This window comes from Rhodococcus sp. NCIMB 12038 (assembly GCF_002165735.1).
Classification (GTDB): Bacteria; Actinomycetota; Actinomycetes; order Mycobacteriales; family Mycobacteriaceae; genus Rhodococcus_F.
Map to the genome: position 1 here is coordinate 60,811 of NZ_NHML01000027.1, position 25,054 is coordinate 85,864.

Genomic DNA, 25,054 nt, shown 5'->3' on the forward strand with positions numbered 1-25,054 from the left:
TTCTGTCGTGGCAATCATCTGCGGGCAAACGTGTTGATCGGTTCGCGGAGACCGAGGTGGCTCCGGAGTGTGTGGCCGGCGTAATCGGTGCGGAAGAGTCCGCGGGCCTGGAGGATCGGGACGACGTGGTCGACGAAATCTTCCAGATACGAGGGCAGGACAGCCGGGATGACGGTGAACCCGTCGACGGCGCCCGACCGCCACCACGTCTCGACATGATCGGCCACCTGCTCCGGCGCACCGACCACCACGCGGTGCCCGCCGAGGAACTCGGACAGGAGTTGCCGGACGGTGTGCCCGCTGTCGGCGGCGTACCGGGTCAGCGACGCGAAGAAGCCCTGTGGTCCGATCCTGTTCTCCGGCAACGTCAGCAGCCGCTCGGGGATCGGTGCGTCCAGGTCGAGGTCCTCGTCCGGGTAGCCCAGCCACCGTGCGAGTGCCCGCACCGGGGCGCTGTCCGGGTGCAAGCGGGACTGCAAGGTGTCGAATTTGGCGGACGCCTCCGCGGTGGTGCCGGCGACGACGGGGACGAGTCCGGGCAGGATTCGGATCTGGGTGGGGTCGCGACCGTCCGCCGCCGCGGCGGCCCGGATCGCCCGGGTGAACTGCTGTGCCGGCTCCAGCCCGAACTGGGTGGCATAGATCGCCTCCGCGTGGGCCGCCGCGAAGGCTATGCCCTGGGCGGACGATCCCGCCTGCACCAGGACGGGTCGGCCCTGCGGGGAACGGGTGACGTTGAGGGGCCCGGCCACGGTGAAGAACTCACCGCGATGATCCACCGCGTGAACCTTGTCGGGGTCGGCGAATCGCGCCGACGCCTGGTCGCCGATCAGTGCGTCGTCTTCCCAGCTGTCCCAGAGCTTCTTGGTCAGGTCGACGTACTCGCCGGCACGCCGGTAGCGTTCGTCGCGCTCGGGTAGGTGGTCGATGCCGAAATTGCGGGCGGCGTTCGGCTCGAACGTGGTGACCACGTTCCACCCGGCCCGGCCGCCGCTGACATGGTCGAGCGAGAGGATTCTGCGCGCCAGGTTGTACGGCAGATTCAGTGTCGACGTGGCGGTCGGGATCAGCCCGACACGTTCGGTCGACACGGCCAGAGCGCTCGTGAGCAGGATCGGGTCCAGTGTCGCCGCGGGACCGCGGGCGATACCCGGCTGCTGAACCGGGATGTCCGGGAACAGCAATCCGTCGAGGAGTCCGCGCTCCGCCACGGCAGCCACCCGGCGGTAGTGGTCGAGACTGATGAACGACTCCGGCGCCAGCGCGGGATCCAGCCAGGCGGCCGGGTGGTATCCGGCACTTCCGACGTTGACGAGGAAGTGCAGCGAGCGACCGTCGGCTCCGCCCATCACGCCACCACCCGGTCCGTCGAGGTCGGGACGGTGTGAGCCGGGATCTTCAGGCCCAGATGCCCGCGCAGGGTTGTCGTCTCGTACTCGGTGCGGAACCGGCCGCGGCGCTGCAGGATCGGGACGACGTGGTCGACGAAATCGTCGAATCCGCTGGGCAGCACGTCGGGCATCAGGTTGAACCCGTCGGCGACGCCCTTGTCCACCCAGTCCAGGATCGCGTCGGCGATCTGCTCCGGGGTGCCGGTGACGATGCGGTGCCCGGCGCCGCCGCCGAGTCGGCGCAGCAACTGGCGCACTGTCAGATTCTCGCGCTGCGCCAATCCGACGGCGATCTTGTAGAACGTCTGCGAGCCGCCGGCCTCGTCCGCATCCGTCAGCAGGTGCCAGGGCAGGGGCCCGTCGAGTACCAGCGCGTCCTCGGGAACCCCGAGCTGACCGGCCAGGCGGGTGAGCGCGTACTCGGGCGGCACGAGTTCGGCGAGCAGGTCACGGCGTCGCTGTGCCTCCGCCTCGGTGCTGCCGATCACGATCGACAGGCCCGGCAGCACCACGACGTCCTCGGCGCTGCGCCCGTATCCGACCGCGCGGGCCTTGACGTCTCGGTAGTACTCGGCTGCTTCCTGCTCCGTCTGCGCGGCCGTGAAGATGACCTCCCCGACCTGTGCGGCAAGCGCCCGCCCGTCCGTCGACGCGCCGGCCTGCACCACCACCGGTTCGCCTTGCGGAGAGCGCGGCACATTCAGTGGCCCGGCGACGTCGAAGTGAGGTCCGTGGTGGTCGGTGCGGTGAATCTTGTCGGGATCGGCGAATCGCCGTGCGGATTTGTCGCCCACCAGGGCGTCGGGCTCCCAGCTGTTCCACAGTTTGCGCACCACCTCGACGAACTCGGCCGCTCTGGCATAGCGTCCGGCGTGGTCGGGTTCGTCGTCGAAACCGAAGTTGCGCGCCGATTCCTTCCCCGCCGTGGTCACCACGTTCCAGCCGGACCGGCCGCCGCTGAGCTGGTCGAGCGTGGCGAAACGCCGGGCGACGTCGTACGGGTCGTTGTAGGTGGAGGACAGGGTGCCGATAAGTCCGATCGCGCTCGTCGCCGCCGCGGCGACCGCAGCCAGCACGACGGACGGTTCCAGGCTGTTGAACGGCCGGTAGCGCAAATCTTCCCGGATCGCCGGGCCGTCGGCGAGGAAGATCGCGTCGAGCCTGGCCGCCTCCGCTTTCCGGGCGATGTCGATGTAGTGGTCGAGCCCGAACGCGGCGAGAGGATCGGTTCCGGGAAACCTCCAGGACCCACCGAAGACGCCGGCGTTGAGAATGTTGACGTTGAGGTGGACCTGCCTGCTCACTGCTCCTCCTCGCCGGGCGCGCCTGCCGCAATGGCCGACTTTCCGAGGTTGGCGACGACGAAGTCGCTCTGCGGGAAATGAATCCGGCCGACCATTGCGTTGCGGTGGTGACGCTCGAGTGGGTTGCTGCGGGAGAGTCCTGGGTTTCCGGTGAGGTCGAGAGCGGACTCGGTGATCCGGATCGCCGTCGTCGTCGCCACGTGCTTCGCCAACGCGGGCAGGGCATTGTCAGATTCCACTTCCGCCGCCGCGTGGCGGAGCAGTGCACGGCTGGTCTGCAGTTGCGCTTCGATCTCCCCGACACGGTCGTGGAAGCGCGGAACCGTCGCGAGCGGCGCGCCCAGCGCGGTGGGCACTCGGGTGTGGAGGTATCGGACCAGCCAGTCCCTCGTCGCGATCGACACCCCGTTGTAGTTGGCCGCCAGGAGCAGGGGCAGCGCCTGCCTGCCCGCACTGCGGACCTTGCCGGTTCCGTCGTTCGGGTCGCGCAGATCCACCAGGCGCGAGTGCGGAATCCGCGCATTGTCGAAGATCACGGTCTGTGTGTCCGACGCCCGCAGCCCGAGGTGGTCCCACGTCTGCTGCACCCGCCAACCCGGGGCCTGGCGATCGAACAGGAACGTGGCCACCCGGGGCTCCGGGTCCGTCGTGGTGGCGGTGACGGTGAACCAGTGCAGCCCCGAGATGCCTGTTCCGTAGGCCTTCTCACCGTCGATGCGCCAGCTGCCGTCGGGAAGGCGAGTGGCGGTGGTGGCGGGGACGCCGCCGCGGGACAGACTGCCCAGTTCGCGTTCCACCGCGAGACCGTTGATGAGGGCGCCCTCGGTGACCGCGGTGCGGAACACCGCGGTCTTCAGGTCGTCCGGCCAGAGGTTGTCGGGCCGTTGGAGCGTCAGGTGGTTGGTGTAGTTCCACTGCAGGATCAGTCCCACCGACGGGTCCGCGGCTCCGACGCGTTCGATCACCTCGACGGCCTCGGCGATCCCGGCTCCGCCCCCACCGAACTGCTGGGGTACGGTCAGCGACTGCGCCCCGATCCGCCGCAGCGCGTCGAACGCGTCGAACGGGAACTCGCCGGTGAGGTCGTGGTATTCGGCGCGGGAGGCGATGAACTCGAGGACCTCGCGGAATCGGTTCTCGTCGAGTCCTCGCACGGTGGTGCGGGGTTCGGTCACTCCGACAGTCATGTGAAGCTTTCCTTCCTGGTGCGGTCGGCAGTCTCGGTCACCTCGAGGCCGAGATTGCCTCGCAAAGTGCGGTGGGTGTACTCAGGGCGGAAGAGTCCGCGGCTCACCAGATGCGGGACCACCTGTTCGACGAACGCCTCGAGGCCGGTGCCCACCTCCCCCGGCATGATCGTGAAGCCGTCGGTGGCGCCGCTGCGGAACCACGCTTCGATCCGGTCCGCGATCTGTTCGCCGGTCCCGACCGCCAACTGGTGCCCGGCCCCTCCTGCGAACTTGTGGATCAGCTGCCGCGCGGTGAGCGGTTCGTCGGCGAGCAGTGCACGTGTGCTCGCGAAGAATCCGGCCGAGCGGGGTAGCGAAGACGCGGTGCCCGGAAGATCGTCGGCACTGATCACCGTGTCGAGCCGGAGACGCCCGGGGTCGAGACCGAGTTGTCCCGCGAGCTGCCGCAACGCCGGCTCCAGCGGAATGGTCTCGCGCAGTTCCTCCTCGCGCCGCCGGGCCTCGGATTCGGTACCGCCGACGACGGTGATGAGACCGGTCGAGACCTTGACCCGGTCGGGATCGCGCCCGTTCGCCGCCGCCCTGCCGCGGATGTCGGTCCTGAGGTTCCTCGCGACGTCGACGGTCTGTGCAGCCGAGAACACGAGATCCGCGTACTTACCCGCCAGGGCCAGGCCGCCTTCCGACGCACCTGCCTGCACGATCAGCGGCCTGCCCTGGGGTGAGCGCGGCAGGGGCAACGGACCCGCGACCGACAGGATCGGACCACGATGGTCGGGAGGAGTGATCCGGTCCGGGTCGGCGAACCGCCCGCTCTCGGTGTCCCCGATGATCGCGCCGGGGTCCCACCCGTCCCAGAGCTTGGTCACGACGTCGACGAATTCGTCTGCTCTGCGATATCTTTCGTCCTTGTCCGGGGGCTCCGAGTACCCGAAGTTGGCGGACGCCGCCAGATGCTGGGTGGTGACCACGTTCCAGCCGGCCCGGCCGCCCGTGAGATGGTCGAGCGACAGGTATCGCCTAGCCAGGTTGTAGGGGTCGTTGTAGGTGGACGATCCCGTCGCGATCACCCCGATGTGTTCCGTTCCCGCGGCTGCATCGGCCAGCATGACCACGGGGTCGAGACCGAGACCGGGAGCGTGGTGAATGTCCGAGGACAACGCGGGACTGTCACCGACGAAAACGGCGTCGAGGTGTCCGCGCTCGGCGATCCGGATGAGGCGACGGAAGTGCGCCGGGTCCACGAAGTCGCCGGGGTTGTTGCCCTCCACCCGCCAGGCACCGCGGAAGTGCCCGGGTGTGAGAAGTGAAATATTCAGGTGCAGTTGCGAACTCATGGTCACGTACTTCAGTGTCGAGCGGGACATTGAGGCGAACAAGCCAGTGACGCTACGAGAATCGTTAAGAAATCCTCAAACCGGACCGGCCGATCGCCGACGGTTCACGACGCGAGCTGCAGTGGTCCCGCGACCATCCGCAACGCCCTGATGGCCGCGGCCACTGCCGGGCGCTCGATCGACGCCTGACGGTACGTGACGCCGATCTGCCGCGCACCGTTGGCGACGGGGCACGCGATGAGGTGCCGGTGACTCTCGGACACCGCCATTTCCGGAACCACGGCTACCCCGAACCCGGCCTCGACCATCTCCGCCATTCCCGTGAAGCTGCCGCACCGATGCTCGATCCGGGGCGTGAACCCGGCCTGGCGGCACGCGAACATCACCGACACGATGGAGGGCGCCCCGTCGGAGGCGGCGATCCAATCCACGTCGGCGACCGCGCCGAGCCCGTGCTGCCTGGCGCGCTCCCGCCACGGAGTCGGAGCCAGGAGCACCAACGGGTCGTCGAACAGGAACTCCGAGGCGAGACCGGCGGGAAGGTCGCGGGCACGGAACGAATAGTTGTAGGTGATCGCCAGGTCGACTTCCTGCTGCCGGACGGCAGGCACCGAGTTGACCGGCATCGCGTCGATGAGCCGCACCCGCAGTCCGAGGTGCTCTCGGCCCAGCCGTGCGGCCACCGGCAGCGCGAGCCGGGTCAGGGCGGTCTGGAACGTCGCCAGCGTGAGCACACCGGTGACGGATTCTCCTGTCGCCGCGACCGCACTCTCCGCCTCTTCCAGTGCGGCAAAAACTCTCGATGTGTGATCGACCAGCACCCGGCCCGCGTGGGTGAGACGCAGCACGCGCCCCTCTCTGCGCGTCAGGACCGCGCCGACCTCGTCCTCGAGGATCCTCAGCTGCTGGGACACCGCGGACGTGGTGATCCCATGCAGTTCGGACACAGCCGTCATCGTCGTGTGCTCGGCGAGGTCGCGGAGCAGAATCAACCGTCGAATGTCATACACAGGTGGTCCTCGCGGGTAGATCGGCCGGTCGCGCGGGATCTCCGCTCGACCGTATTCCCATCCTGCCCACCGCCGACCGTTCAGCACAGGTTTGTGATCACGACGATTCTGTTCAGTGCACCTTGTCGCGCGCACTCGGTCTCCGACCGGGGACGGCCGCGAGCAGTTCGGCCGTGTAGTCGGTCACGGGGTCGGTGAAGACCTGTTCGGCGGCCCCGTATTCCACGACCCTTCCGTGGTGCATCACCGCGACATGGTCACTGATCGCGCGCACCACGGCGAGGTCGTGTGAGATGAGGACGTAGCTGAGGTCGAGTTCGCGCTGCAGTCGGTCGAGCAGAACCAGAATCTGGTCCTGCACCGAGACGTCCAGCGCCGAGACCGGTTCGTCGAGTACGACGATCTCCGGCTCCAGCACCAGCGCTCTGGCGATCGCGACGCGCTGACGCTGACCACCGGACAGCTCACTCGGCTTCCGCTCCAGATAGGCGGCGGGCATTGCCACCTCCTCGAGCGCCCGCCGCACGCGTGCCGCCCGGTCCGCGCGGGTGGTGCTACCGTGCGCGCGGAGGGGCTCTTCGATGATCGAGAACAGATCGAACCGCGGGTCGAATGCCGCGTACGGGTTCTGGTACACGATCTGGATGTTTCGGCGGTGCCGCCGGAACTGTCTGCGCGACAACGCGGTCACGTCGGTTCCGAGGATCTCGATCGATCCACTCGTCGGCTCGATGAGCCGGACCAGCATCCGCGCGGTGGTCGACTTGCCCGAACCGGACTCCCCCACGATCGACAGCGTCTGTCCCCGACGAACATCGAACGAGACGTCGTCGACGGCCGTCACCACGCCCCTCGCACCGGGCACGGCGAAGTGTTTGGTCAGGTGTCGTGCCGACAGCACGACCGGGGACTCGGAATCGTCCGTGCTCGCCGACCCGGTCCGGGTCGTCCGGCCCAGGGTGGGAGTGCTGCGCAGCAGGTGCCGCGAATACTCGTGCGCCGGGTCTGCGATCACGGACCGCGTCTCCCCCTGCTCGACGATCTCGCCGGCACGCATGACCGCGATGCGATCGGAGCGATCGGCAGCGACACCCAGATCGTGGGTGATGAGGACCATCGACGTCCCTGTGCGGTCGCGTAATTCGTCGAGGAGGTCGAGGATCCGCTTCTGCACGGTGACATCGAGACCCGACGTCGGTTCGTCCGCCACGATCAGGTCGGGGTCGCCCGCGATGGCAATGGCGATCAGCACACGCTGCCGCATTCCGCCCGACAACTCGTGCGGGTATTGCCGGTAGCGACGCTCCACATCGGTGAATCCCACCTGTTCGAGCAAACGGTGGACGTGCTCGCGGCGCGTCGCCCGGTTCTCGTCGGTGTGCAGTTTCAGGACGTCCTCGATCTGCGGGCCGATCCGCTTGATCAGGTTGAGCGACACGGTGGGGTCCTGCGGGATCAGGCTGATCCGCGAACCGGGGATGGATCGGCGATCAGGAGTTCTCGGGCTCGCCGTACCGGTCGGCGAACGACTTGGGTGTGGTGCCGTTGACCAGGTAGTCGCCGATAACCGTCGGTTTGTAGACCACGGGGTTGTGCGAGGCGAGAGTGCGGGCGTTCCGCCAGTGGCGGTCCAGGTTGCGGGTCTCTCGTACCGCGGAGGAACCGCCCGCGTTGAAGATGAGGTTGGCGGAGTCCAGGACCGCGTCGATCACGGCGATCTGCGCCGCGGACGTGTTCACGAAGACCTCCGCGAACAGATCGCGGGTGGGTCCCTCGGCCGCGAACCGTGCGTTGACGTCTTCGAGTTCCTGCGCGATCCGCTGCAGGATGCTGTCGACGACCAGAACGTTCTTCGCGATCTTCCCGACCACGCCGAGAACCGCGTAGTCCGACGTCGCCGCATCGGACGGCGCATGCAGACTGGTCCGGGTGCGGCTGCGCACAAGTTCCACCGCGTCGTCGCGCAGGTTGCGGTTGATCCCCGCCAGCGTCGCCAGGTGCACGATCTGCACGAACGAGGACTGCTGGTCGAGGAATCCCGGGCGGTGTCCGAATTCGCCGAACTCGGCGACCGGTGCCGCCTCGAACTTCGTGGTTCCACTGGCGGTGAGCCGCTGGCCGATCCCGTCCCAGTCGTCGATGCGGTCGACGCCGGCCGCGGTGGCCGCCACGACCACGAAGCGGCGCCGCGCGTCGCCGTCGGTCACGGCGACCCGGATGTAGTCGGCGTAGAGAGTTCCCGTCGTGTAGTACTTCTCGCCGGATACCACCGCCTCACCGTCCAGGTCGGCGACGGTGGTCGAGATGTCGAACGTGCCCCGGCCGGTGGGCTCCGACTGTGCGTTGCCGAATGCCGCTCCCGCACCGATCTTTTCCAGCCAGTGGGCCCGCACCGGTCCGTCGTCCAGATTGCGGAGGATTTCGACGGTGGTGAAGTGTCCGCGGAGGATCTGCGGGATGTTGGAATCGGCCTGCCCGAGCTCGGCGAGAAGTTCGAAGAGCTCGGGCAGGGTCGCCCCGTGGCCGCCGAATTCGACCGGGACGCGCAGTGCGCCGAACCCCGCGGCGAACAGCTCGGCCACCTCCGTGTACGGCAGCTCCCGGGCGCGTTCTCGCTGCGCCGCGCCGGCGGCGATGCGCGCGAAGATCTCCCGGAACCGGGGGAGCAAACGGTCGACGGCGGTGGAATGGTCGCTGACGCGGCCGGGCAGGGTGACAGCGGACATGAAGGGTCTCCTCGGACGACGTGATCGAGCGCCGTCACCCGGACGGGTGACGGTCGACGGAACGGACTACCCGGCCGGGCCCCGATGGGAGCGACCGGAAGCTCGGGTTCTCCGTCTCATCTCATATCGAGACATGTTGCCGATCAACACAATCGGCCTTTACGCTTCGTGTAGATCCGCTAAATCCGAGTCTCGTCGCCGTGTGCCGATGCAGGCTCGTTCGCGGGCAGGCCTGCGGCTTTCCAGGCGGCGAACCCGCCGTCGACGTGCACCACGTTGCGGAAGCCCCGCTCGAGTAATCCCTCCGCCACCGGGCCGGACCCCGCAATGGATCCGCACACGACGACGATCGGCTGGTCGAGCGAGACGATCTCGGCGTGCTTCGTGGGTGAGTCGAGTCCGAACTGTTCGTCGAGCGCGTCTCGGTCGGCAACGATTGCTCCGGGGACCTCGCCGTTCTCTCCGCGCCCCTTGGCGCTGCGCACGTCCACGAGGACGGCGCCGCCCTTGACGGCCGCGGCCGCGAGCACCGGGGTGACGAGAGCGGGGGTAAGCCTGTCGGCGGTGTCGGTGTTGTCCGTCATGTGATGTCCTTCTCGGTAGGTGGTCGGGATGTCAGATCGCGGCGGCGAGAAGTGGGTTCTCGCCGGGTACGGCGTGCAGCAGGTTGCGGGTGTAGGCCTCGCGCGGCGCACCGAAGATGTCGTCGACGCGCCCCGACTCCACCACCCGCCCGCCACGCATCACGGTGACGTCGTCGGCGATCAACCGCACCACACCCAGGTCGTGGGTGATGAACAGATACGTCAGCCCGAATTCGGCCTGCACGTCGACGAGGAGTTGCAGAATCTGCGATTGAACCGAAACGTCGAGGGCCGAGACCGCCTCGTCGAGAACGACGATGCTCGGGTCGGCGGCGAGTGCCCTCGCGATCGCGACGCGCTGCCGTTGCCCGCCCGACAGTTCGACGGGTTTGCGCCGGAGGAACGTGCTGTCGAGCGCCACCGCGTCGAGCAATTCGACCATCCGGTTGCGGCGTTCGGTTCGATTGTTCCGAATCTTGAACGCTGCCAGCGGTTCCGCGATGATCTGCTCGATGCTGAGTTTGGGGTCGAGTGACGAGTACGGGTTCTGACGCACGAGCTGGATCCTGCGGCGCACCTGGCGCAACCGGCGGTGGGACAGTCCGTCGATCCTCTCGCCGTCGAGCAGAACCTCGCCGGCGTCCGGTCGGCTGAGCCCGACCGCGATTCGCGCGAGTGTGGACTTGCCCGCTCCCGATTCGCCGACCACGGCGTGCGTGGAACCGGTGATCACACCGACGGTCACACCGTCGACGGCGACGAACTCGGACGCCTTCGAGCCCGACCCGACGGTGAACCGCCTGGTCACGTTGCGTAATTCCAGGACGGGGCCCGCGGCCGCGGTGTCGTCCACAGCGCGAGCCGCGAGCGCGAGCGGTGACGGCCCGAGACGGGCGCTGCGGAACGACGGCGCCGCGGCGATCAGCGACCGCGTGTATTCCTGCCGCGGATTCTCGACCAGCTCCCGCGTCTCCCCTTGTTCGACGATCCTCCCCTGCCGCATGACCACCACGCGGTCCGCCCGGTCGAACGCCACCCCGAGGTCGTGGGTGACGAGCAGGACGCCGAGCCCGAGCGTGTCGCGGAGAACCGCGAGATGGTCGAGGATCACCTTCTGGACCGTCACGTCGAGCGCCGACGTGGGCTCGTCCGCCACCAGCAGTGCCGGATCACTCGCGAGGGCGATCGCGATGAGGACACGCTGCTTCATCCCGCCGGAGAGTTCGTGCGGGAACTGCGAGTAGATCCGTTCGACACTGTTCAATCCGGCGAGACGCAGTTTGTCGAGCGCCAACTCCCGCGCGGGACCCGACTCGATCTTCCGGTGCAGCCGGATCGCCTCGAGGACCTGCACCCCGACTCTTTTCACCGGGTTGAGCGAGGTGCCGGGATCCTGTGGAACGAACCCGACGAACGGACCACGCAGTTGTGCCAGCTGCCGGTCCTTCCACCGGGTCACGTCCCGGCCGCCCAGGTGGATCGTGCCGGAGTCGATCGATGCAGACGACGGCAGGAGCCGCAACGCGGCGTGGACGGTGGTGCTCTTGCCCGAGCCCGATTCACCGACGACGGCCACGAACTCACCCGGGTGAACGCTCAGTCCTACACCCTCGACGGCGGTCTTCCCCGCCCCTCGGGCGGAACGGTAGCTGACCCGCAGATCGTCGATCCGCAGCAGTGGACCGTCACCCTGTTCGACGTTGCTCATCTCTGATCTCCTAGCGATTTGCTGATGCGATTGGTGGCGAGCACGACCACGGCGATCAGGACGCCGGGCAGGATTGAGATCCAGGGGTAGGTGGCGAGGTAGTCGCGCCCCTCCGCCACGGCGAGGCCCCACTCGGGCTCCGGCGGCGGAGCACCGTAACCGAGGAAACCCAGTGCCGCCACGGCCAGGATGGCCGAACCGCATTCGAGCGCAGCCAACGACAGCACGGCGGTGACGGAATTCGGCAGCACGTGCCGGACCACGACCCGGCCGAAGCCGGCCCCCGATCCGTAGGCCGCCTCCACGTAGTCGCTCTGGGCAACCTTGAGCACCTCGGAACGCATCACGCGGGCGAATGCCGCAACTGCGGATATTCCCACGGCCAATGCGACATTGAAGGTTCCGTACCCGAGTGCCGTCACGACCGTCATCGCGAGTAGGAGCGCCGGAATCGCCAGCAGCACATCGACGAAGCGCATGACGACCGCATCGGTACGACCGCCGACGAATCCACTGAGCAGGCCGACGATCGAACCGACGACGAATCCCACCAGCACTGCGAGCAACGTCGCACTGAGCGTCGTGGACGCCCCGAAGATCACGCGGGCGAGCAGATCCCGGCCGAGGCGGTCGGTGCCGAACAGGTGGTCGGGACCGGGTGGGCTGAAGCTGGCGTCGACGTCGCCGTCGTACGGACTGAACGACGTGAACCAACTGGGAACCACCGCCCAGAGAACGACTGTGACGATCACCAGCCAGGACAGGATCAGGCCTGGTGCGGTCGATGCAAACCGCACGAACCGCAGGAACCGGTCGGCCGCGGTGTCGGCGGTGGATGCGGCCGATGAGCGGAAATCGAATGTGGTCACTGTGATGCCTCCTTAACCGGCCACCGGGGCGGCGCCGGCCAGGACCCGCGTGCGCAGCCGCGGGTCGAGCAGCGGATAGACGATGTCGACCACGAAGTTGACGACCACGAAGACGATGGCCGCGAACACCACCACCGCCTGCACGAGCATCACGTCCTGCGTGCGGACCGCCGTTTCGGTCAGCCGGCCGAGACCGGACCGCGAGTAGATGGTCTCGACGATCACGGCGCCGGCCAGCAGGTTGCCGAGGGTGAGTCCGGCAATTGTCAGTGCGGGCAGGCACGCGTTCTTGAGAACGTCGCGCACCAGAACCCACAGCCGGCTGGCGCCCTTCGCCACGGACACCGTGACGTAGGGCGCGGTCAACCCGAGTTCGATGTTCTTCAGCAGCAGTTGCGCGATGGGCGCCGACACCGGTATCGCCAGCGTGACGGCGGGCAGCACGAGCGAGGCGAAGCCGTCGTTTCCGATGGGGGGAAACCATCGCAGCTGGAACGAGAAGACCTGCAGGATCGCGAGCCCCACCAGGAACACCGGCACCGACACACCGGCCGCGGGAAGGGATGCGATGGTCTGCGACAGCCAGGAACTGCGGGTGTACGCCGCCGACAGTGCAATGACGAACGCCACGATCACGGCGAGCAGCAGCGCGGCACCGGCGAGGATCGCCGTCTGCGGCAACACCGCGAAGATCATCGACCACACGTTCTCCCCGGTGCGCACCGAATGCCCGAAGTCCCCGTGCAGCGCGCCGAACAGTCGCGTGGCGTACTGCACGACCACCGGCTGGTCGAGCCCGTAGTGTGCGCGGGCCGCGTCCTTGTCGGCGTCACTGACCAGTTCCGCCTCGCTCGGGTCGAACATGAGGTCGACGGTGTCGTACGGAAGGACGTAGAGCAGGACGAAGGTGAGCGAGTACGCCGCCCACACGACGAACAGGGACTGGCCCAGTTTGGCGAGGATGTACCGTCCCATTGTTCAGCCCTGCTCTATCCATGTGTCGTAGAACACGTTTCGTGACTGTGCCTCGTAGCCCACGTTGTGGACCTTCGGGTTGGCCGCGGTCACCTGAGCCGGGTTGTACACCGGCACGCTGAGGATCTCCTCGTTGAGAACGAAGTCCTGCGCCGCGGCGGCCGCGGCGGCACGCTTGGCCGGATCGAGTGTCTCGTTGACGGCGCGGAACGTGTCGATCGCCTTCTGCCGAACGGGGTTGTCCGACGTGATGGCGGCGCCGTTCGTGAACAACGGCGAATAGGTCTGCTCGAGCACCGCCACATCCGATCGGCTGGTGTTGAACACCTGGACGTTCCACTTCCCCTGAAGCTTGCTCGCCGCCTGGTAATCGGGAATGGGAAGCACCTGCAACTGCAGGTCCACACCGATGTCACGTAGATCCTGTTGGATGAGTTCGAACGCGGGCTTGTTGATCACCAGGTTGTTGATGGCGAGCAGGCTCAGCGTGAGCGGCTTGCCGTCGGCGTTGACGCGAATACCGTCCGGGCCGTCCTTCCAGCCGGCCTGATCCAGGATCCGCCTCGCCTCGTCCTGGTTCTCGACCAGTTGATCGCTGAAATCCGCGTACCCCGGCACGCGCTCCGAGACCACCGAGGACGACGGCCGGTAGCTGTCGGTCAGTACCGTCTTCGCCAGCGCGTCCCGGCTCCAGCCGAGTTTGACGGCCTCGCGCACGGCACGCTCGTTGGTCGGGAAGAGATCGGTCTTGAAATCGAATGCGATATCGCGGCCCGGGATCAGCTGGGGAACGATCTCGTAGCCCTCGGCACGCAGCGGCGCCTCATCCGTCGTGTTGACGTCCAGGATCGCGTCCACCTCGCCGGAGCGCAACGCCCCCGTCCGAACCCCGGCCTCGGGGATGACGAGCACTTCCACCGTGTCGAGGTACGCGTCACCGTTGTGCCCCCGGCTCTCCGGCGCCCAGTTGTATCCCTCCCGCTTCCGCAGGACGGTCTTCTCCTGGTACACGTGCTCGGTCACGACGAACGGTCCGGTGGCCACGATGTTCTGCGGGAGCGCGCGGTCCTCCTTCCGCAACTGCAGGGTCGAGTGCCCGAGAATCCCGGCAAAGTACATCGAAAGACCCTGGAGGAAACCGGCGCTCGGTTTGTCGAGGGTGACCTTCACGATGCTCGGGTCGATCACCTCGGTGCCGAGGTACCCGCCCCAGTACGCGGATACGGGGACGACACCGAGTTCCTTGTTGCCGAAACCGAGGAGGTCGAAGTTCTCCTTCACCGAGTCCGCTGTCAACGGCGTGCCGTCGCTGAACGTGACGTCGTTCCGCAGGTGGAACGTGAATTCCGTCAGGTTCTCGTTGACATCCCACGACGTCGCCAGCCAGGGTTCGAGGGCACCCGATTCGGGATTCTGGAAGACGAGCTTGTCGCTGATGTTGCTCGTGATCAGCGACTCCGGGTACGAGCTGCCGGAATGCGGATCGAGGTTCGCGGGCGCGTCCAGGACGGCGAACCGGAGGGTCCCGCCGGGAACGGGATCCCCACCGGCGTTCGAGGAGGCCACCGACTGGGATGCGGCGCACCCGGTGAGCACCAGTGCTGCGGCGGCCGTGGCCGCAATCAGAGCTGTTGCTCTGCCGACGAATCTTCGGGTCATCTGACGGAACTCCTCAATACATGGACTAACGGAGGGAAGACGAGACACGCGTGGCGCCGAATCCGCGCCGACGACGGTCGGGCGACGGGACGATCAGGGGATCGGAGGGACGAACTCCGAATCGGGTGCCCGCAGGCGCCCGGTCACGAGATCAGCGACAACAGTGGAACGCAGCGGAGGAGAACAGGGGGCCATGGGCGCTCATCACGTTCTTCCTTCCGCGTCTCGACACTCGTCACAACTGTGACCAGCTGAGTGTGCACAGTGCAGGAATCGCGAACAACCAACCTGAACTACGAGGTTCTTTAAGATTGGCTCAAGTCAGCGATCGGCACGGCCGTATCCGTTTACGAGTCCGCGACCCGGGGAATGTCGTAGACGAAGGTGATGCCAGATGTTGAATTCCGAGATCTCGAACCCCGTGCGGTCCGCCCGCAGCTTCCTCGACCGGCGCCGGGGGCCGTCGGACCGTGAGCTCGTGTCCACCGCGAAGGCAGTCCTGATCACCAGGCGTGGCTACAGCGATGCCCAGGCCTTCGACGAACTACTCGACGTGGCCCGTCGGCACCACCTCTCCGTGCAGGGCGCTGCCCGGTGCCTGATCGATCTCACCAGCAACACCGGTCACCTCACGAGTCGCAGGCCGGTCGCATTCCCCGAGTGGGAAGGACTCCGCGGACCGTCGTCCGCGCACCACCGTCGTCCGTCACAGCGCATGGACAGTTTGCAGGGACGCCACCACCCCCACCTCGCGACACAGATTCGACCGTGACGGGCCGGATTGGACAGCGACAAACGTCACGGGGCACAGATCCATGGCAATTCAGCCCCGGCTGAGTTGATCCCCGGATCCCGCTGCCGATCCCGCGGTGAACCCGGCCACTGCCGCGAAAATTCTCTCACGCGTTGTAGTGAACGGAATGGGCCGATGAATCGTGGTATCGGATATGAAGCTCTCCACAGTTCTGCTGGGGTCGGCGTTCGTCGCCGCGTGCGCGCTCACCGCCTGCAGCAATGACGGCGGCAGCACCGGCGACTACGCACCCACCCCGGCGATCACCGACACTACGTCGATGCCGTCGTCGGAAGGGGCCGTGGCGGCGGGAACGAACGAGATCGTCATCTCGGGATTCGCCTACACCGCGCCCGCCACGGTGGCACCCGGCACGCAGGTCACCGTTCGCAACAACGACACGGCGGAACATACGGTGACCGCAGACACCGGCGGCGCGTTCGACGTCGAGATCGAAGGCGGCGAGACCGCGACACTGACCGTGCCGTCGACACCCGGGACCTACCCGTTCCATTGCACGTATCATCCGAACATGCACGGCGACTTGACCGTCGGCTGACGAGACCATCGCCGATCCGGGTTCTACGCGGTTGTTCTCGGGCCTCCCCGAGAACAACAAGTGACGGCGGCCGGCCCCCGCAGTGGTCACACACCTCAGTCGACGACGACCGAGTCCCCCTGAACGGAGACGCTCCGTGGGGCGAGCGGAACGGACGCCGGACCGTTGTGCACGGACCCGTCGAGATTGAACTTGCTGCCATGGCACGGGCAATTGATGGTGCCGCCGGAGACGTCGGATACGGTGCACCCCAAGTGCGTGCATGTCGACGAGAACCCGCGGAAGTCACCGCCGCTGGGCTGTGTGACGACAACATCGCCGAGCACCACGCCGCCACCGACGGGAACGTTGCCGGTCGGCACGGTTGCACTCGCGGGCTTCACAGCTGGGCCGGCACTGCCGCCGGACGCAGACGACGCGCGTGTTCTGCTGAACAGCGCGCTACCAGCGGCCAAGGCGGCTGCAACACCCATACCGGCGATAACCGTACGACGCGGAAACGCCATCTGGTTGATCCGCAGGCTCTGCTCCTGGTTGAGTTCGTCGGACTGCATGGCGGTTGCTCCCTGTCTGGGCTGGGGTCACGCGGGATCGCACACTGCGGCTCTCAATAGTTCTAACGCAGGACATCGACGACTGGTTCACACGCACGACGCCGGGCAGGCCGTATCCGACTCGGCGGGCGCCCGCGAAAACCCTCACCGTGCGCGGGTCAGTGCGGGGTTCCGCCCGCGGCCAGGTAGGTGTCGATGGCCTGCTGCAGGCGGTCCAGGGCCGCGCCGTAAGCGGTGAAGTCGCCGGTGCGTTGCGCGTCGCGCAGGTTGGCCAGGGCGTCGTTGAGTTCGAGGACCGCCGCGGTCAGCTGGTCCGATGCCGCCGGCGGCGGGGCGGGTGGGGCGCCCGGTGGAGGCGGCGCCGGCGGTTGCCCATCGGTAGGTGGTGGTGTGGTGGCGTCGCCGCCGGGTGCGGTGGCGACGGCGCCGGTCCCGGTGCCGAAGACCTGGTCGAGGGCCTCGGCGAGGGTGGGGGCGTATCCGATCCGCACCCCGCCGGTGCCGGGTTCACGGTAGCTGACCAGGACCCGGGCCAGCTGCGGGAACGTGGAACCGTTGGGCGTGCTGGTCAAGCGTTCGGTGAACACCGGTTCGACGTAGAGGATGCCACCGTCGGCGATCGGCAGGGTCAGCAGGTTGGCGTAGTAGATCCGGTTGGACCGCTCGAGCAGGGTTCGCTCGGAGGCGACGCGGGTATCGGAGATCATCGAGTTCTGGGTCTGCCGCGGGCCCTGGGTCTGGGTGTCCGTCGGCAACCGCAGAATGTCGATTCTTCCGTAGTTTTCAGGGTCGGAGTGCACCGAGAGGTAGGCGGAGAGGAACTCCCGGTTGAAGCCGACCATGGCGCTGGTGAGCCGGAACGACGGGGCCGCGGTGCCGGCGTCGCCGACCAGGACGTAGTACGGCGGCTGCTCGCCACCGGTGTCGGCGGTCGGATCGCTGGGCACCGACCAGAATGCATTGGTGGTGAAGAACTCCCGCGGATCATCGACGTGATATTTCGCCAGCAGGTCCCGTTGCAGGCGGAACAGATCCTCGGGGTAGCGGAAGTGCGCGCGCAGCTCGGTGGGGATCGCCGTCGGCGGCTGCACGGTGCCGGGGAACACGCTCATCCACGCCCGCAGGACCGGGTCGTTCTCGTCGACCTGATACAGGGTGACGGTGCCGTCGTAGGCGTCGACGGTGGCCTTCACCGAGTTCCGCACATAGGACACCTGCCCGAGGGGCAGGGTGCGGCCGGTGTCGGTGACCACCGGCTCGGCGAGAGAGCCAACCTGTGAGTACGGGTAGTGAGCGGCAGTGGTGTAGCCGTCGACGATCCACACGATCCGGCCCCCGACCACCGCCGGATACGGGTTGGTGTCGGTGGTCAGCCACGGGGCGACGTGCTCGACCCGGGTGGCCGGGTCCCTATTGAAGATGATCTTCGACCCCGGTCCGATGGCGCCGGAGAACAAGATGTTGCGTTCGGCGTACCGGGCGGCGAACGCCAACCGGTTGACCCAGCTTCCCACCGGCACCCCACCGGTGCCGGTGTAGGTGTACTGGGCGGTGTCGGTGTCGTACTCGCGCGGCGGTGCACCATCCGAGCCGCCGACGATGGCGTAGTCCGGGTCCGCCTGCGCGATCACCTCACCGAAATAGATGCGCGGTTGCTCGACCGGGATCACCTGGCCGCCGCCCCCCTGCGAGGCGATGTCGCTCACCGCGTAGATCGGGTACCCGCTGTCGCTGCTCGCGCTCTGCCCGGCGGCGTCGCGGACAGCGGCGTTGACCCGGTTGGCGGGGGCGGCGACGAACCCGTTGCCGTGGGTATAAACGGTGTGCCGGTTGATCCACTGGGTCTGGTTGCCGCTGAGGCTGTTCGGGGAGAGCTCGCGGGCGGCGACGATGTAGTCGGCGAGTCGTCCGTCGATGGTGTAGCGGTCGATGTCGAGGTGCTCGGGGAAGCCGTAGAAGTTCTTCAGCTGCTGCTGCTGGGTGAAAGTGCGCGAGAGCACGGTCGGGTCCAGCAGGCGGGCGTTGGCGATGGTGGTGACGTCGGCGGGAATGTCCCTGGGCGGCCGGGTGCCCACCCCGGGATAGTCGAGGTAGTCGACCCGGTCCGGGCCGATTCCGTAGGCCTGCCGGGTCGCGGCGATGTTGCGTTCGATGTAGGGGCTCTCCCGGTCGGCGGCGTTCGGGCGGACCGAGAACTGCTCGATCAGCGCCGGATAGATACCGCCGACCAGTATCGCCGAGAGCACCAGCAGTGCCGTGGCCATCGCCGGGATCCGCAGGTCCCGCACCGCAATCGCGGCGAAGAACGCCGCCGCGCACAGCACCGCGATCGCGACCATGATCAGCCGGGCCGGCAGCACCGCGTTGATGTCGGTGTATCCGGCCCCGGTGAAAGTGGGCTCCTTCCGGCCGCTCCACAACAAGGAGTACCGGTCGAGCCAGTAGGAGGCCGCCTTCAACGCGATGAACGTGCCCGCGAGCACCGCGAGTTGGATGCGCGCCGGTCGGGACACCTCGATGAGGTGGTCCTTGCTCGGTGCCAGCCGGATGCCGCCGAACAGGTAGTGGGTTCCCAGGCCGATCAGCAACGCCAGGAAAACTGCCATGAACAGCCACGTCAGGATCAGCCGGTAGAACGGCAGGTCGAAGACGTAGAAACCGATGTCGTACCCGAACTCCGCGTCCACGGTGCCGAACCCGCCGCCGTGCAAGAACAGTTGCACCGTCTCCCAACTCGACTGCGCGTGCAACCCGAACGGCAGCGCCAGCAGCAGCGCGATCCCTACCGCGAACGACCGCGGGCGGCGCTGCGCCACCGTCCGGTACCGCTCGAGCGGATCGATCGCCGCGTCCGCGGCAGCGGCCGCGAACAGTGGGCGGGATCGGTACGCCCACACCGTGGCCGCGAGGATCACCGCACCCACCAGCAGCGTCACCGCCGTGAACAGGATCAGCCGGGTGACCAGGACGGTCCCCCACACGCGGCGGTAGCCGACCTCACCGAACCACAGCCAATCGGTATATCCCACGACCAGACGCGGCCCGATCACCAGCACCGCAACGACAACCACCGTCACCATGATCGTGACCCGGGCCCGCCGCGGCAGCGCCCACGTCCGGTCCGACGGTTGCATGGCCACCTCCCACGGGTCGGCTCACGAGCAGCCCCGCCGCCGCGGACCACCCCCGCCCGATGCAGCGAAGGCATCCGTATCACCCCATTCTAGGCGGCGCCGGGCTCGTTCCGGCCGGCGCGCACTCGGCACCGGATTGGGCGCCGATGACACTGCTCTTCCAGGTCATCGCGATGGCCGTGATCGGCGGACCTGCCGAAACGACCGTCAACGACGCCCTGGCACCAGATCGAGAGGGACCCGCCCGTCGAACGAAGCTTCAGGTCGTGGTGCCGGGATCCGACTCCGACCCCAGATTTCGCACCAGCCAGCGCCCGTCGACGAGATGCATGAGAACCGGGCACACATACCGGCGATCGTTGGGCTGCCATAAGCCGCCCTCCAGCATCGAGGTGTCGAGGACGTAGAGCGCCTCCACCCCCGGCGCGACCATCCTGGTGGCTGAACCGATTCCCCACGTCGCCGGATCCGGCAGCATCGTCCGGAACGACCGCACATGCACACGCTCGAAATGCACCCACAGCGGATGATCCGGCACCGGCCCCGCAAGGGCCGCCGCGACCGCCTCACCATCCCAACCGTCAACAGTCATCTGATCGTGGTTGGCCTGCACCCACCGCCATGCGAGTACCGCCCGGAAGTCCGGATCCACATTCGGCCATACCGACAGCAGATCCCCGTCCTCACACACCGTCATCAGGAACGCCCACGCCGCATTCACCAGATCTGTGTGTCCGAGAAACCGCACCAGTTCGGCCGGATCCACCGCACGAAGCTGCCGGTACGTCTGCCGCACCTCGGGCGGCAAGGAGTCGATCTGCTCGTCGGTCAGCGCCGGAAGAGCGGACGCCGCCGGCACCGCACCACCGTCCGAGGCGTCGTCCCGGTCGTCCAGCAATGCCCTTACCGCGTCGACGAACCGTGGGGTCAGCCGGTCGAGTGACTCGAGCAACTCCCCCACCGTGCGCGGCGGAAGCGCATTCCGGGCGATCAGCACGTGTATCCGCTCGAACACCGTTTCCGAGTCCAGATCGAGCTGATCGCAGAGGAATTCGTCGGGGTGGATCGCCTCGACGTCGAACGGGTCGAGGGCCGCAGGCGGGAAGTCCGTCGGATCGGCGGTGACGATCAATGCCGCACCGGACCGTACCGCCGCGGCCAGGACGTGCCGGTCCTTCGGATCGTTGGTCATCGCGGGAATCAACTCGCGGTACCCGCGTGACTCCTCCTCCGCGAACGGGAACGCCCTGCGCAACTGCCGGACCCGCCGCGCCGCCTGCTCCTGCGACTTGCCGAACCTCTCCCCGGCCAGATTGCGCGCCACCTCATCGAGCAGATCCGGCGTCCACACCGGCCGGAACAACTCGGCATCGGCCAGGGTCAGCAGCAGATTGCTCAAAGCCTGGGGTAGCAGGACACGCGCGTCGAGAACCACCCGAAAGGTCGTCATGGGTCGCCCCCGGATCAGCGGGTCGAAGCGAAGCCGTCAGCGGCGTCGCCGGGGTCCGGGGTTTCCTCCTGCGCCATCTCCTCGAACACTTGGCGGCGACGCGCCCGCTCACCCTGCTGGAATTCGAGCACGTCCGCCAACTCCACCCGCCGATGCCGGCCCGGCGAGGTGTACGGAATCTTCCCCGCCTCCAACAACCGCACCAACGTCGGCCGGGTAATGCCCAGCAGTTCCGCGGCCTCCTGCGTCGTCAACACCGTCCGATGCGGCTCCACCGTCACCGCCTGCCCCCGATCCAGAGCCGTGACCGCGTCGACGAGTAACCCCCGGACACTGTCCGGCAACGGCACCGACCCAGCCGAGGTCGAGATCGACACCTCCTCAGAACCAGCGAGAACAGCTTTCAACGCTCCAAGCAGATCCCGATCATCGGTGGTCGGTGGCAACACCGTCTGTTTCATCCCAGGTGCCATACCCCAACGTAAAACGAAAAAAACGAACACGCAATGTTGTTGCGCACCGGGAAGAACTGACGGAAGGTTGCGCGACGATCGGCAGCATGCTCAATCACCAAGGCACACAGCACGATGTCGAATGATTGCAAACCCGAGCACCATCCGCAGCAGCGGCCGCAGAAACCATCGTGGCACCCACCCTTGCCCGGCCACGACGACTGTAGAAACATTTCGGTAGGCGGACACCGACCCGCGACTCGAGGTCGCGCGATGCCGGACTGCGACGTGCCCTCCCGCACCGCGCCGACGTGATCGGTCGGTGTGAGAGTTTCTCGCGTGCGAATCCCGGTGATCGGTGGCCGACGCTACCGATCGGAGAAATCGTGACCAGCGAAACCACACCAGTCTCCATGCAGCGTGAACCGGAGCTGGCCGGGCAGACCGTCGTCCTCATCGGCGGCAGCGCAGGCATCGGGCTCGAAACAGCGCGACGCGCCCGGATGGAGGGTGCCGACGTGATCCTCACCGGGCGCAATCCCGACCGGCTCGAGGCCGCAGCGGCAGACGTCGGCGCCCAGCGCACGGCAGCGTACGACGCCAACGACCCGACCGCACTGCCTCCGTTCACGGCGGCCCTCGCTCTCGAGCTCGCGCCGGTTCGCGTCAACCTCATCGCCGCCGGCTTCGTCGACACCCCGCTGTCGGCATCGCTGCTCGGTGATCGGCTCGACGAACGGCGGAACGAGTTGCGGACGAAGCTTCCGATCGGCCGGGTCGTCGGCCCTGCCGACGTCGCAGCCCTCGCCGTCCACATCATGAGCAACACGGCGCTCACCGGCGCGACGTACGACATCGACGGCGGCCAGCAGTTCGTCTTCTGACGACCGCACGACGACAGACGCAGCGATACGCAGGACCTGTCCGATCGATCCCGACACATCCCGAGAGGAAACCCATGAGCACCAACGAAGTTTACACCGACGAGGCAACCGGCAACGCGAATGTCGCGACCGTCGACATGAAGCTGGAGGTCGTCGTCCTCCCCGTCTCGGACGTCGACCGCGCCACCGAGTTCTACACCGGCCTCGGCTGGAGGCAGGACGTCACACCGCCCGGCTCCGGCGTCGTCCAGTTCACTCCGCCCGGCTCCGACGCCTCGATCCACTTCGGCGCAGACCTCACCACGGCCGCACCCGGTTCGGCCAAGGGATATCTCATCGTCTCCGACATCGAGGTCGCCCGCGACCAACTGGTCGCTGCCGGCATCTCGGTGAGCGTATTCCACCGCGGACCGGACGGGCCTGCAGACGGACCGGACCCCGACCGTCGCAGCTACTCCTCCCTGGCGTCGTTCAGCGACCCCGACGGCAATACCTGGCTGCTGCAGGAGGTCACAACCAGGCTTGCCGGGCGGATCGACACGGCCATCACGTCGTTCGGCTCCGCACGCGACCTGGCGACCGCGCTCCGCCGTGCGGCGGCCGCCCACGGCAGGTACGAAGAGCGCACCGGCGAGGAAGACCCGAACTGGCCCGACTGGTACGCCGAGTACATGGCCGCCGAGCAGTCCGGGGCAGAGCTACCCACGTGAGGAGCGGCGACCGGTAGCGGAGCGAGGTGTCATTCTCCGGACAGATCGGCCGAAAGGTCGCGGACCTCGACTCCGGCAGAATCTCGACCTCGGCGATCAACTCCGGCCGGTCGTCGAATTCGAGGCGGAGGGCCCGGCACATGGTCGCGTGCATGTCGTAGAGGGTGGTGATGTAGGTCAGCTGCAGAACTTCGGGATCCGTCAGGTGGGCCTTCAGGACCGCGAACACCTCGTCCGGCACCCGGCCGCAGTCGTAGACGAGGCCGTCGGTGTAGGCGAGGACTTCCCGCTCGAGTGCGGAGAAGCAGTCGCTGAACGCCGACGAGGTGCGGCTCGTCGTGTCCGGCGAAGCCAAGGCCGAGGCCGTGGCCGCCGCGATCGCGGGCGCACCGCCCGTCGAGATCCCGGCGTCCGGGTTCTGGCGCAGCGAGGGGTCGGAAGAGGCGCTCGCGGGATGACCAGCGGTCCCTCAGCCGACACAGCCCGGCAGGTGACGGTGCAACAGTGCCGCCGCCGAGGTCCAGTCCAGTTCCAGAACCTCGGCGGCTCGTCCGTCGCCGACGCACCCTCGAACCTTGGCTTCGAAATCCGCGGTGGACGCGGGTCTGCGCGGATGCCCCTCGGGAACCGCGACAACGGCCTCGAGATGTGATCCGTCGGCGAGTTCGACGACTACCGCGCAGTCTCCGTCGAGCACCCCCTCCCCCACGGGCTCAGCCACCAGGGTGACACGGTCGAGAATGCTCCGAACTTCCCGCCGCCGCACGGCAGCGTCGGTGAAGCTGTCGATGCCGGGGAATCCGTCCAGCAGCGCGGCGGCGATACCGTAGTTCAGCGAGAACTTGCCCTCCAGGCCCGAAGCCGGATAGTCGTGAATCAATGGAAGAACAGCGCTGCGTGGAGTGCGTAGACGTATGCGGTCGATGCCGTCGACCGGTAGCGTGCCGAGCGACCGGATCGCCGCGATCGGACGTTGGAGCGCGTAGCAACATGGGTGAAGCTTCAGCCCGAGACCGTCCGGAACGATGGGACCATCGAGCTGCGGGACGCTCCGCCCGCCGACGAGCCGAAACCATTCGCCGACGGCCCGGGGGTCGGCAGTCGCGCCGGCGGCGGCGAGCCTCGCCGCACGCACACCGGCCTGGGCAGCAAAGCCGACCTGCATCGACTTGCCCGCGGTGCCGAAGGCTTGACGGACGCCACCCGCCCCGGGGACGGCATGCGCCATCGCAGTTGCAATACCGTCCGAATCGAGCCCGAGCGACAGCGCTGCCGCGACCGCGGCCGAGATGGCACCTACGGTTGCGGTGGTGTGCCATCCCTGTGTGTAGTGGTTCCAACCGAGCGCTGTACCGAGACGCGCCATCACACCCGCCGCCGCCAGATACTCCCGGCAGCCGCCGCCCGCCGCCAACGTGGCGGGCACGCAGACCACACTGATGTGTGTCGTGGAAGGAATGTGCAGATCGTCGAAATCGAGCACATGTCCGACCGACGCCCACCGAAGGGCAGCCGGCAAACCGTCCGTCCACGCAGCCACCAGATCGTCCAGTGCCGCAAGGGTCACCGCAACAGTATCGACGAGAGCACGCCGCCCGAGTTCGAAATCTGCGAACCCCGGCTCGATACCGGACGCCCATTGCGCGAGATCGTGCGCGCTGACTTCGGCTGATTCGTGCGGCGCGACCGCCATGGCCTACTCCCTTTCACACCAGCGCACCCTTGCGCCCTGGAATCAATATCGGCACACCATATCGCTCATCGG

At 67.4% G+C, this 25,054-nt stretch carries 21 protein-coding genes and 1 pseudogene; 4 read left to right on the forward strand and 18 right to left on the reverse strand.

Annotation, left to right across the window (positions count from 1 at the left end; genetic code table 11):
* Positions 1 to 14 precede the first annotated feature (14 nt).
* From CA951_RS31855 to CA951_RS31910, 12 genes are all read right to left on the reverse strand, one after another.
* A complete protein-coding gene (locus CA951_RS31855) occupies positions 15 to 1,349 on the reverse strand; it encodes an NtaA/DmoA family FMN-dependent monooxygenase (protein ID WP_087560661.1) in 1,335 nt (444 codons plus the stop codon).
* Positions 1,349 to 2,695 carry an LLM class flavin-dependent oxidoreductase gene (locus CA951_RS31860; RefSeq protein WP_087560662.1) on the reverse strand — a complete coding sequence of 449 codons (1,347 nt, stop codon included), beginning with the start codon at positions 2,693 to 2,695 and terminating at the stop codon, positions 1,349 to 1,351. The genes CA951_RS31855 and CA951_RS31860 overlap by 1 nt, the downstream gene beginning before the upstream one ends.
* Complete coding sequence (locus CA951_RS31865) at positions 2,692 to 3,882, reverse strand: acyl-CoA dehydrogenase family protein (RefSeq protein WP_087560663.1); 1,191 nt, start codon at positions 3,880 to 3,882, stop codon at positions 2,692 to 2,694. The genes CA951_RS31860 and CA951_RS31865 overlap by 4 nt, the downstream gene beginning before the upstream one ends.
* Positions 3,879 to 5,222, reverse strand: coding sequence for an NtaA/DmoA family FMN-dependent monooxygenase (locus CA951_RS31870; RefSeq protein ID WP_179220389.1), 1,344 nt, complete (start codon positions 5,220 to 5,222; stop codon positions 3,879 to 3,881). The genes CA951_RS31865 and CA951_RS31870 overlap by 4 nt, the downstream gene beginning before the upstream one ends.
* A gap of 104 nt (positions 5,223 to 5,326) precedes the next feature.
* Positions 5,327 to 6,232, reverse strand: a complete 906-nt coding sequence (locus CA951_RS31875; protein WP_087560664.1) for a LysR family transcriptional regulator — start codon at positions 6,230 to 6,232, stop codon at positions 5,327 to 5,329.
* Between the two features lie 112 nt (positions 6,233 to 6,344).
* A complete protein-coding gene (locus CA951_RS31880) occupies positions 6,345 to 7,712 on the reverse strand; it encodes an ABC transporter ATP-binding protein (protein ID WP_256974180.1) in 1,368 nt (455 codons plus the stop codon).
* A gap of 10 nt (positions 7,713 to 7,722) precedes the next feature.
* Positions 7,723 to 8,958: an acyl-CoA dehydrogenase family protein gene (locus tag CA951_RS31885; RefSeq protein WP_087560665.1), complete on the reverse strand. Its 1,236-nt coding sequence runs from the start codon at positions 8,956 to 8,958 to the stop codon at positions 7,723 to 7,725.
* 179 nt (positions 8,959 to 9,137) lie between these two features.
* Positions 9,138 to 9,542: a rhodanese-like domain-containing protein gene (locus tag CA951_RS31890; RefSeq protein ID WP_087560666.1), complete on the reverse strand. Its 405-nt coding sequence runs from the start codon at positions 9,540 to 9,542 to the stop codon at positions 9,138 to 9,140.
* Positions 9,543 to 9,573: 31 nt separating this feature from the next.
* Positions 9,574 to 11,250: an ABC transporter ATP-binding protein gene (locus tag CA951_RS31895; protein ID WP_087560667.1), complete on the reverse strand. Its 1,677-nt coding sequence runs from the start codon at positions 11,248 to 11,250 to the stop codon at positions 9,574 to 9,576.
* Entirely contained in the window at positions 11,247 to 12,119 is an 873-nt protein-coding gene (locus CA951_RS31900; RefSeq protein WP_087560668.1) for an ABC transporter permease, read from the reverse strand. The genes CA951_RS31895 and CA951_RS31900 overlap by 4 nt, the downstream gene beginning before the upstream one ends.
* Positions 12,120 to 12,131: 12 nt before the next feature.
* A complete protein-coding gene (locus tag CA951_RS31905) occupies positions 12,132 to 13,094 on the reverse strand; it encodes an ABC transporter permease (protein ID WP_087560669.1) in 963 nt (320 codons plus the stop codon).
* 3 nt (positions 13,095 to 13,097) lie between these two features.
* The gene (locus CA951_RS31910) at positions 13,098 to 14,753 is read right to left on the reverse strand and encodes an ABC transporter substrate-binding protein (RefSeq protein WP_256974171.1); all 1,656 of its coding nucleotides are present in this window, start codon (positions 14,751 to 14,753) and stop codon (positions 13,098 to 13,100) included.
* 394 nt (positions 14,754 to 15,147) lie between these two features.
* On the opposite strand from CA951_RS31910, the gene CA951_RS31915 reads away from it, so the two are divergent.
* Positions 15,148 to 15,525 (forward strand): ANTAR domain-containing protein, encoded by a 378-nt coding sequence (locus tag CA951_RS31915; protein WP_087560670.1) that lies wholly within the window; start codon positions 15,148 to 15,150, stop codon positions 15,523 to 15,525.
* A gap of 175 nt (positions 15,526 to 15,700) precedes the next feature.
* Complete coding sequence (locus tag CA951_RS31920; RefSeq protein ID WP_087560671.1) at positions 15,701 to 16,105, forward strand: cupredoxin domain-containing protein; 405 nt, start codon at positions 15,701 to 15,703, stop codon at positions 16,103 to 16,105.
* A gap of 95 nt (positions 16,106 to 16,200) precedes the next feature.
* Here CA951_RS31920 and CA951_RS31925 read toward each other — a convergent pair whose 3' ends face one another.
* The 4 genes from CA951_RS31925 to CA951_RS31940 form a co-directional block, all read right to left on the reverse strand.
* Positions 16,201 to 16,659, reverse strand: coding sequence for a ubiquinol-cytochrome c reductase iron-sulfur subunit (locus tag CA951_RS31925; RefSeq protein WP_087560672.1), 459 nt, complete (start codon positions 16,657 to 16,659; stop codon positions 16,201 to 16,203).
* A 158-nt stretch (positions 16,660 to 16,817) separates the two neighbouring features.
* Positions 16,818 to 19,793 carry a UPF0182 family protein gene (locus CA951_RS31930; protein WP_087560720.1) on the reverse strand — a complete coding sequence of 992 codons (2,976 nt, stop codon included), beginning with the start codon at positions 19,791 to 19,793 and terminating at the stop codon, positions 16,818 to 16,820.
* A 259-nt stretch (positions 19,794 to 20,052) separates the two neighbouring features.
* Positions 20,053 to 21,243 carry a PIN domain-containing protein gene (locus CA951_RS31935; protein ID WP_087560673.1) on the reverse strand — a complete coding sequence of 397 codons (1,191 nt, stop codon included), beginning with the start codon at positions 21,241 to 21,243 and terminating at the stop codon, positions 20,053 to 20,055.
* Positions 21,244 to 21,257: 14 nt separating this feature from the next.
* A complete protein-coding gene (locus CA951_RS31940; protein ID WP_256974172.1) occupies positions 21,258 to 21,620 on the reverse strand; it encodes a helix-turn-helix domain-containing protein in 363 nt (120 codons plus the stop codon).
* Between the two features lie 461 nt (positions 21,621 to 22,081).
* Between CA951_RS31940 and CA951_RS31945 the strand changes: the two genes are divergently transcribed.
* Positions 22,082 to 22,579 (forward strand): SDR family oxidoreductase, encoded by a 498-nt coding sequence (locus CA951_RS31945; protein WP_179220387.1) that lies wholly within the window; start codon positions 22,082 to 22,084, stop codon positions 22,577 to 22,579.
* 74 nt (positions 22,580 to 22,653) lie between these two features.
* Positions 22,654 to 23,289, forward strand: a complete 636-nt coding sequence (locus CA951_RS31950; RefSeq protein ID WP_087560676.1) for a VOC family protein — start codon at positions 22,654 to 22,656, stop codon at positions 23,287 to 23,289.
* Positions 23,290 to 23,318: 29 nt separating this feature from the next.
* Here the strand turns inward: CA951_RS31950 and CA951_RS44595 are convergent.
* Positions 23,319 to 23,602: pseudogene (locus tag CA951_RS44595) on the reverse strand (carboxymuconolactone decarboxylase family protein); the annotation flags it as partial.
* A 156-nt stretch (positions 23,603 to 23,758) separates the two neighbouring features.
* Positions 23,759 to 24,982 carry an MmgE/PrpD family protein gene (locus tag CA951_RS31960; protein ID WP_087560677.1) on the reverse strand — a complete coding sequence of 408 codons (1,224 nt, stop codon included), beginning with the start codon at positions 24,980 to 24,982 and terminating at the stop codon, positions 23,759 to 23,761.
* Positions 24,983 to 25,054 lie beyond the last annotated feature (72 nt).

Bases quoted from the DNA above. Each gene is read 5' to 3' on its own strand.
- CA951_RS31960 (WP_087560677.1), bottom strand. From the start codon at position 24,982: ATGGCGGTCGCGCCGCACGAATCAGCCGAAGTCAGCGCGCACGATCTC.
- CA951_RS31895 (WP_087560667.1), bottom strand. From the start codon at position 11,250: ATGAGCAACGTCGAACAGGGTGACGGTCCACTGCTGCGGATCGACGAT.
- CA951_RS31920 (WP_087560671.1), top strand. From the start codon at position 15,701: ATGAAGCTCTCCACAGTTCTGCTGGGGTCGGCGTTCGTCGCCGCGTGC.
- CA951_RS31865 (WP_087560663.1), bottom strand. From the start codon at position 3,882: ATGACTGTCGGAGTGACCGAACCCCGCACCACCGTGCGAGGACTCGAC.
- CA951_RS31950 (WP_087560676.1), top strand. From the start codon at position 22,654: ATGAGCACCAACGAAGTTTACACCGACGAGGCAACCGGCAACGCGAAT.
- CA951_RS31935 (WP_087560673.1), bottom strand. From the start codon at position 21,243: ATGACGACCTTTCGGGTGGTTCTCGACGCGCGTGTCCTGCTACCCCAG.
- CA951_RS31870 (WP_179220389.1), bottom strand. From the start codon at position 5,222: ATGAGTTCGCAACTGCACCTGAATATTTCACTTCTCACACCCGGGCAC.
- CA951_RS31855 (WP_087560661.1), bottom strand. From the start codon at position 1,349: ATGGGCGGAGCCGACGGTCGCTCGCTGCACTTCCTCGTCAACGTCGGA.
- CA951_RS31910 (WP_256974171.1), bottom strand. From the start codon at position 14,753: ATGACCCGAAGATTCGTCGGCAGAGCAACAGCTCTGATTGCGGCCACG.
- CA951_RS31925 (WP_087560672.1), bottom strand. From the start codon at position 16,659: ATGCAGTCCGACGAACTCAACCAGGAGCAGAGCCTGCGGATCAACCAG.
- CA951_RS31905 (WP_087560669.1), bottom strand. From the start codon at position 13,094: ATGGGACGGTACATCCTCGCCAAACTGGGCCAGTCCCTGTTCGTCGTG.
- CA951_RS31930 (WP_087560720.1), bottom strand. From the start codon at position 19,793: ATGCAACCGTCGGACCGGACGTGGGCGCTGCCGCGGCGGGCCCGGGTC.
- CA951_RS31890 (WP_087560666.1), bottom strand. From the start codon at position 9,542: ATGACGGACAACACCGACACCGCCGACAGGCTTACCCCCGCTCTCGTC.
- CA951_RS31885 (WP_087560665.1), bottom strand. From the start codon at position 8,958: ATGTCCGCTGTCACCCTGCCCGGCCGCGTCAGCGACCATTCCACCGCC.
- CA951_RS31915 (WP_087560670.1), top strand. From the start codon at position 15,148: ATGTTGAATTCCGAGATCTCGAACCCCGTGCGGTCCGCCCGCAGCTTC.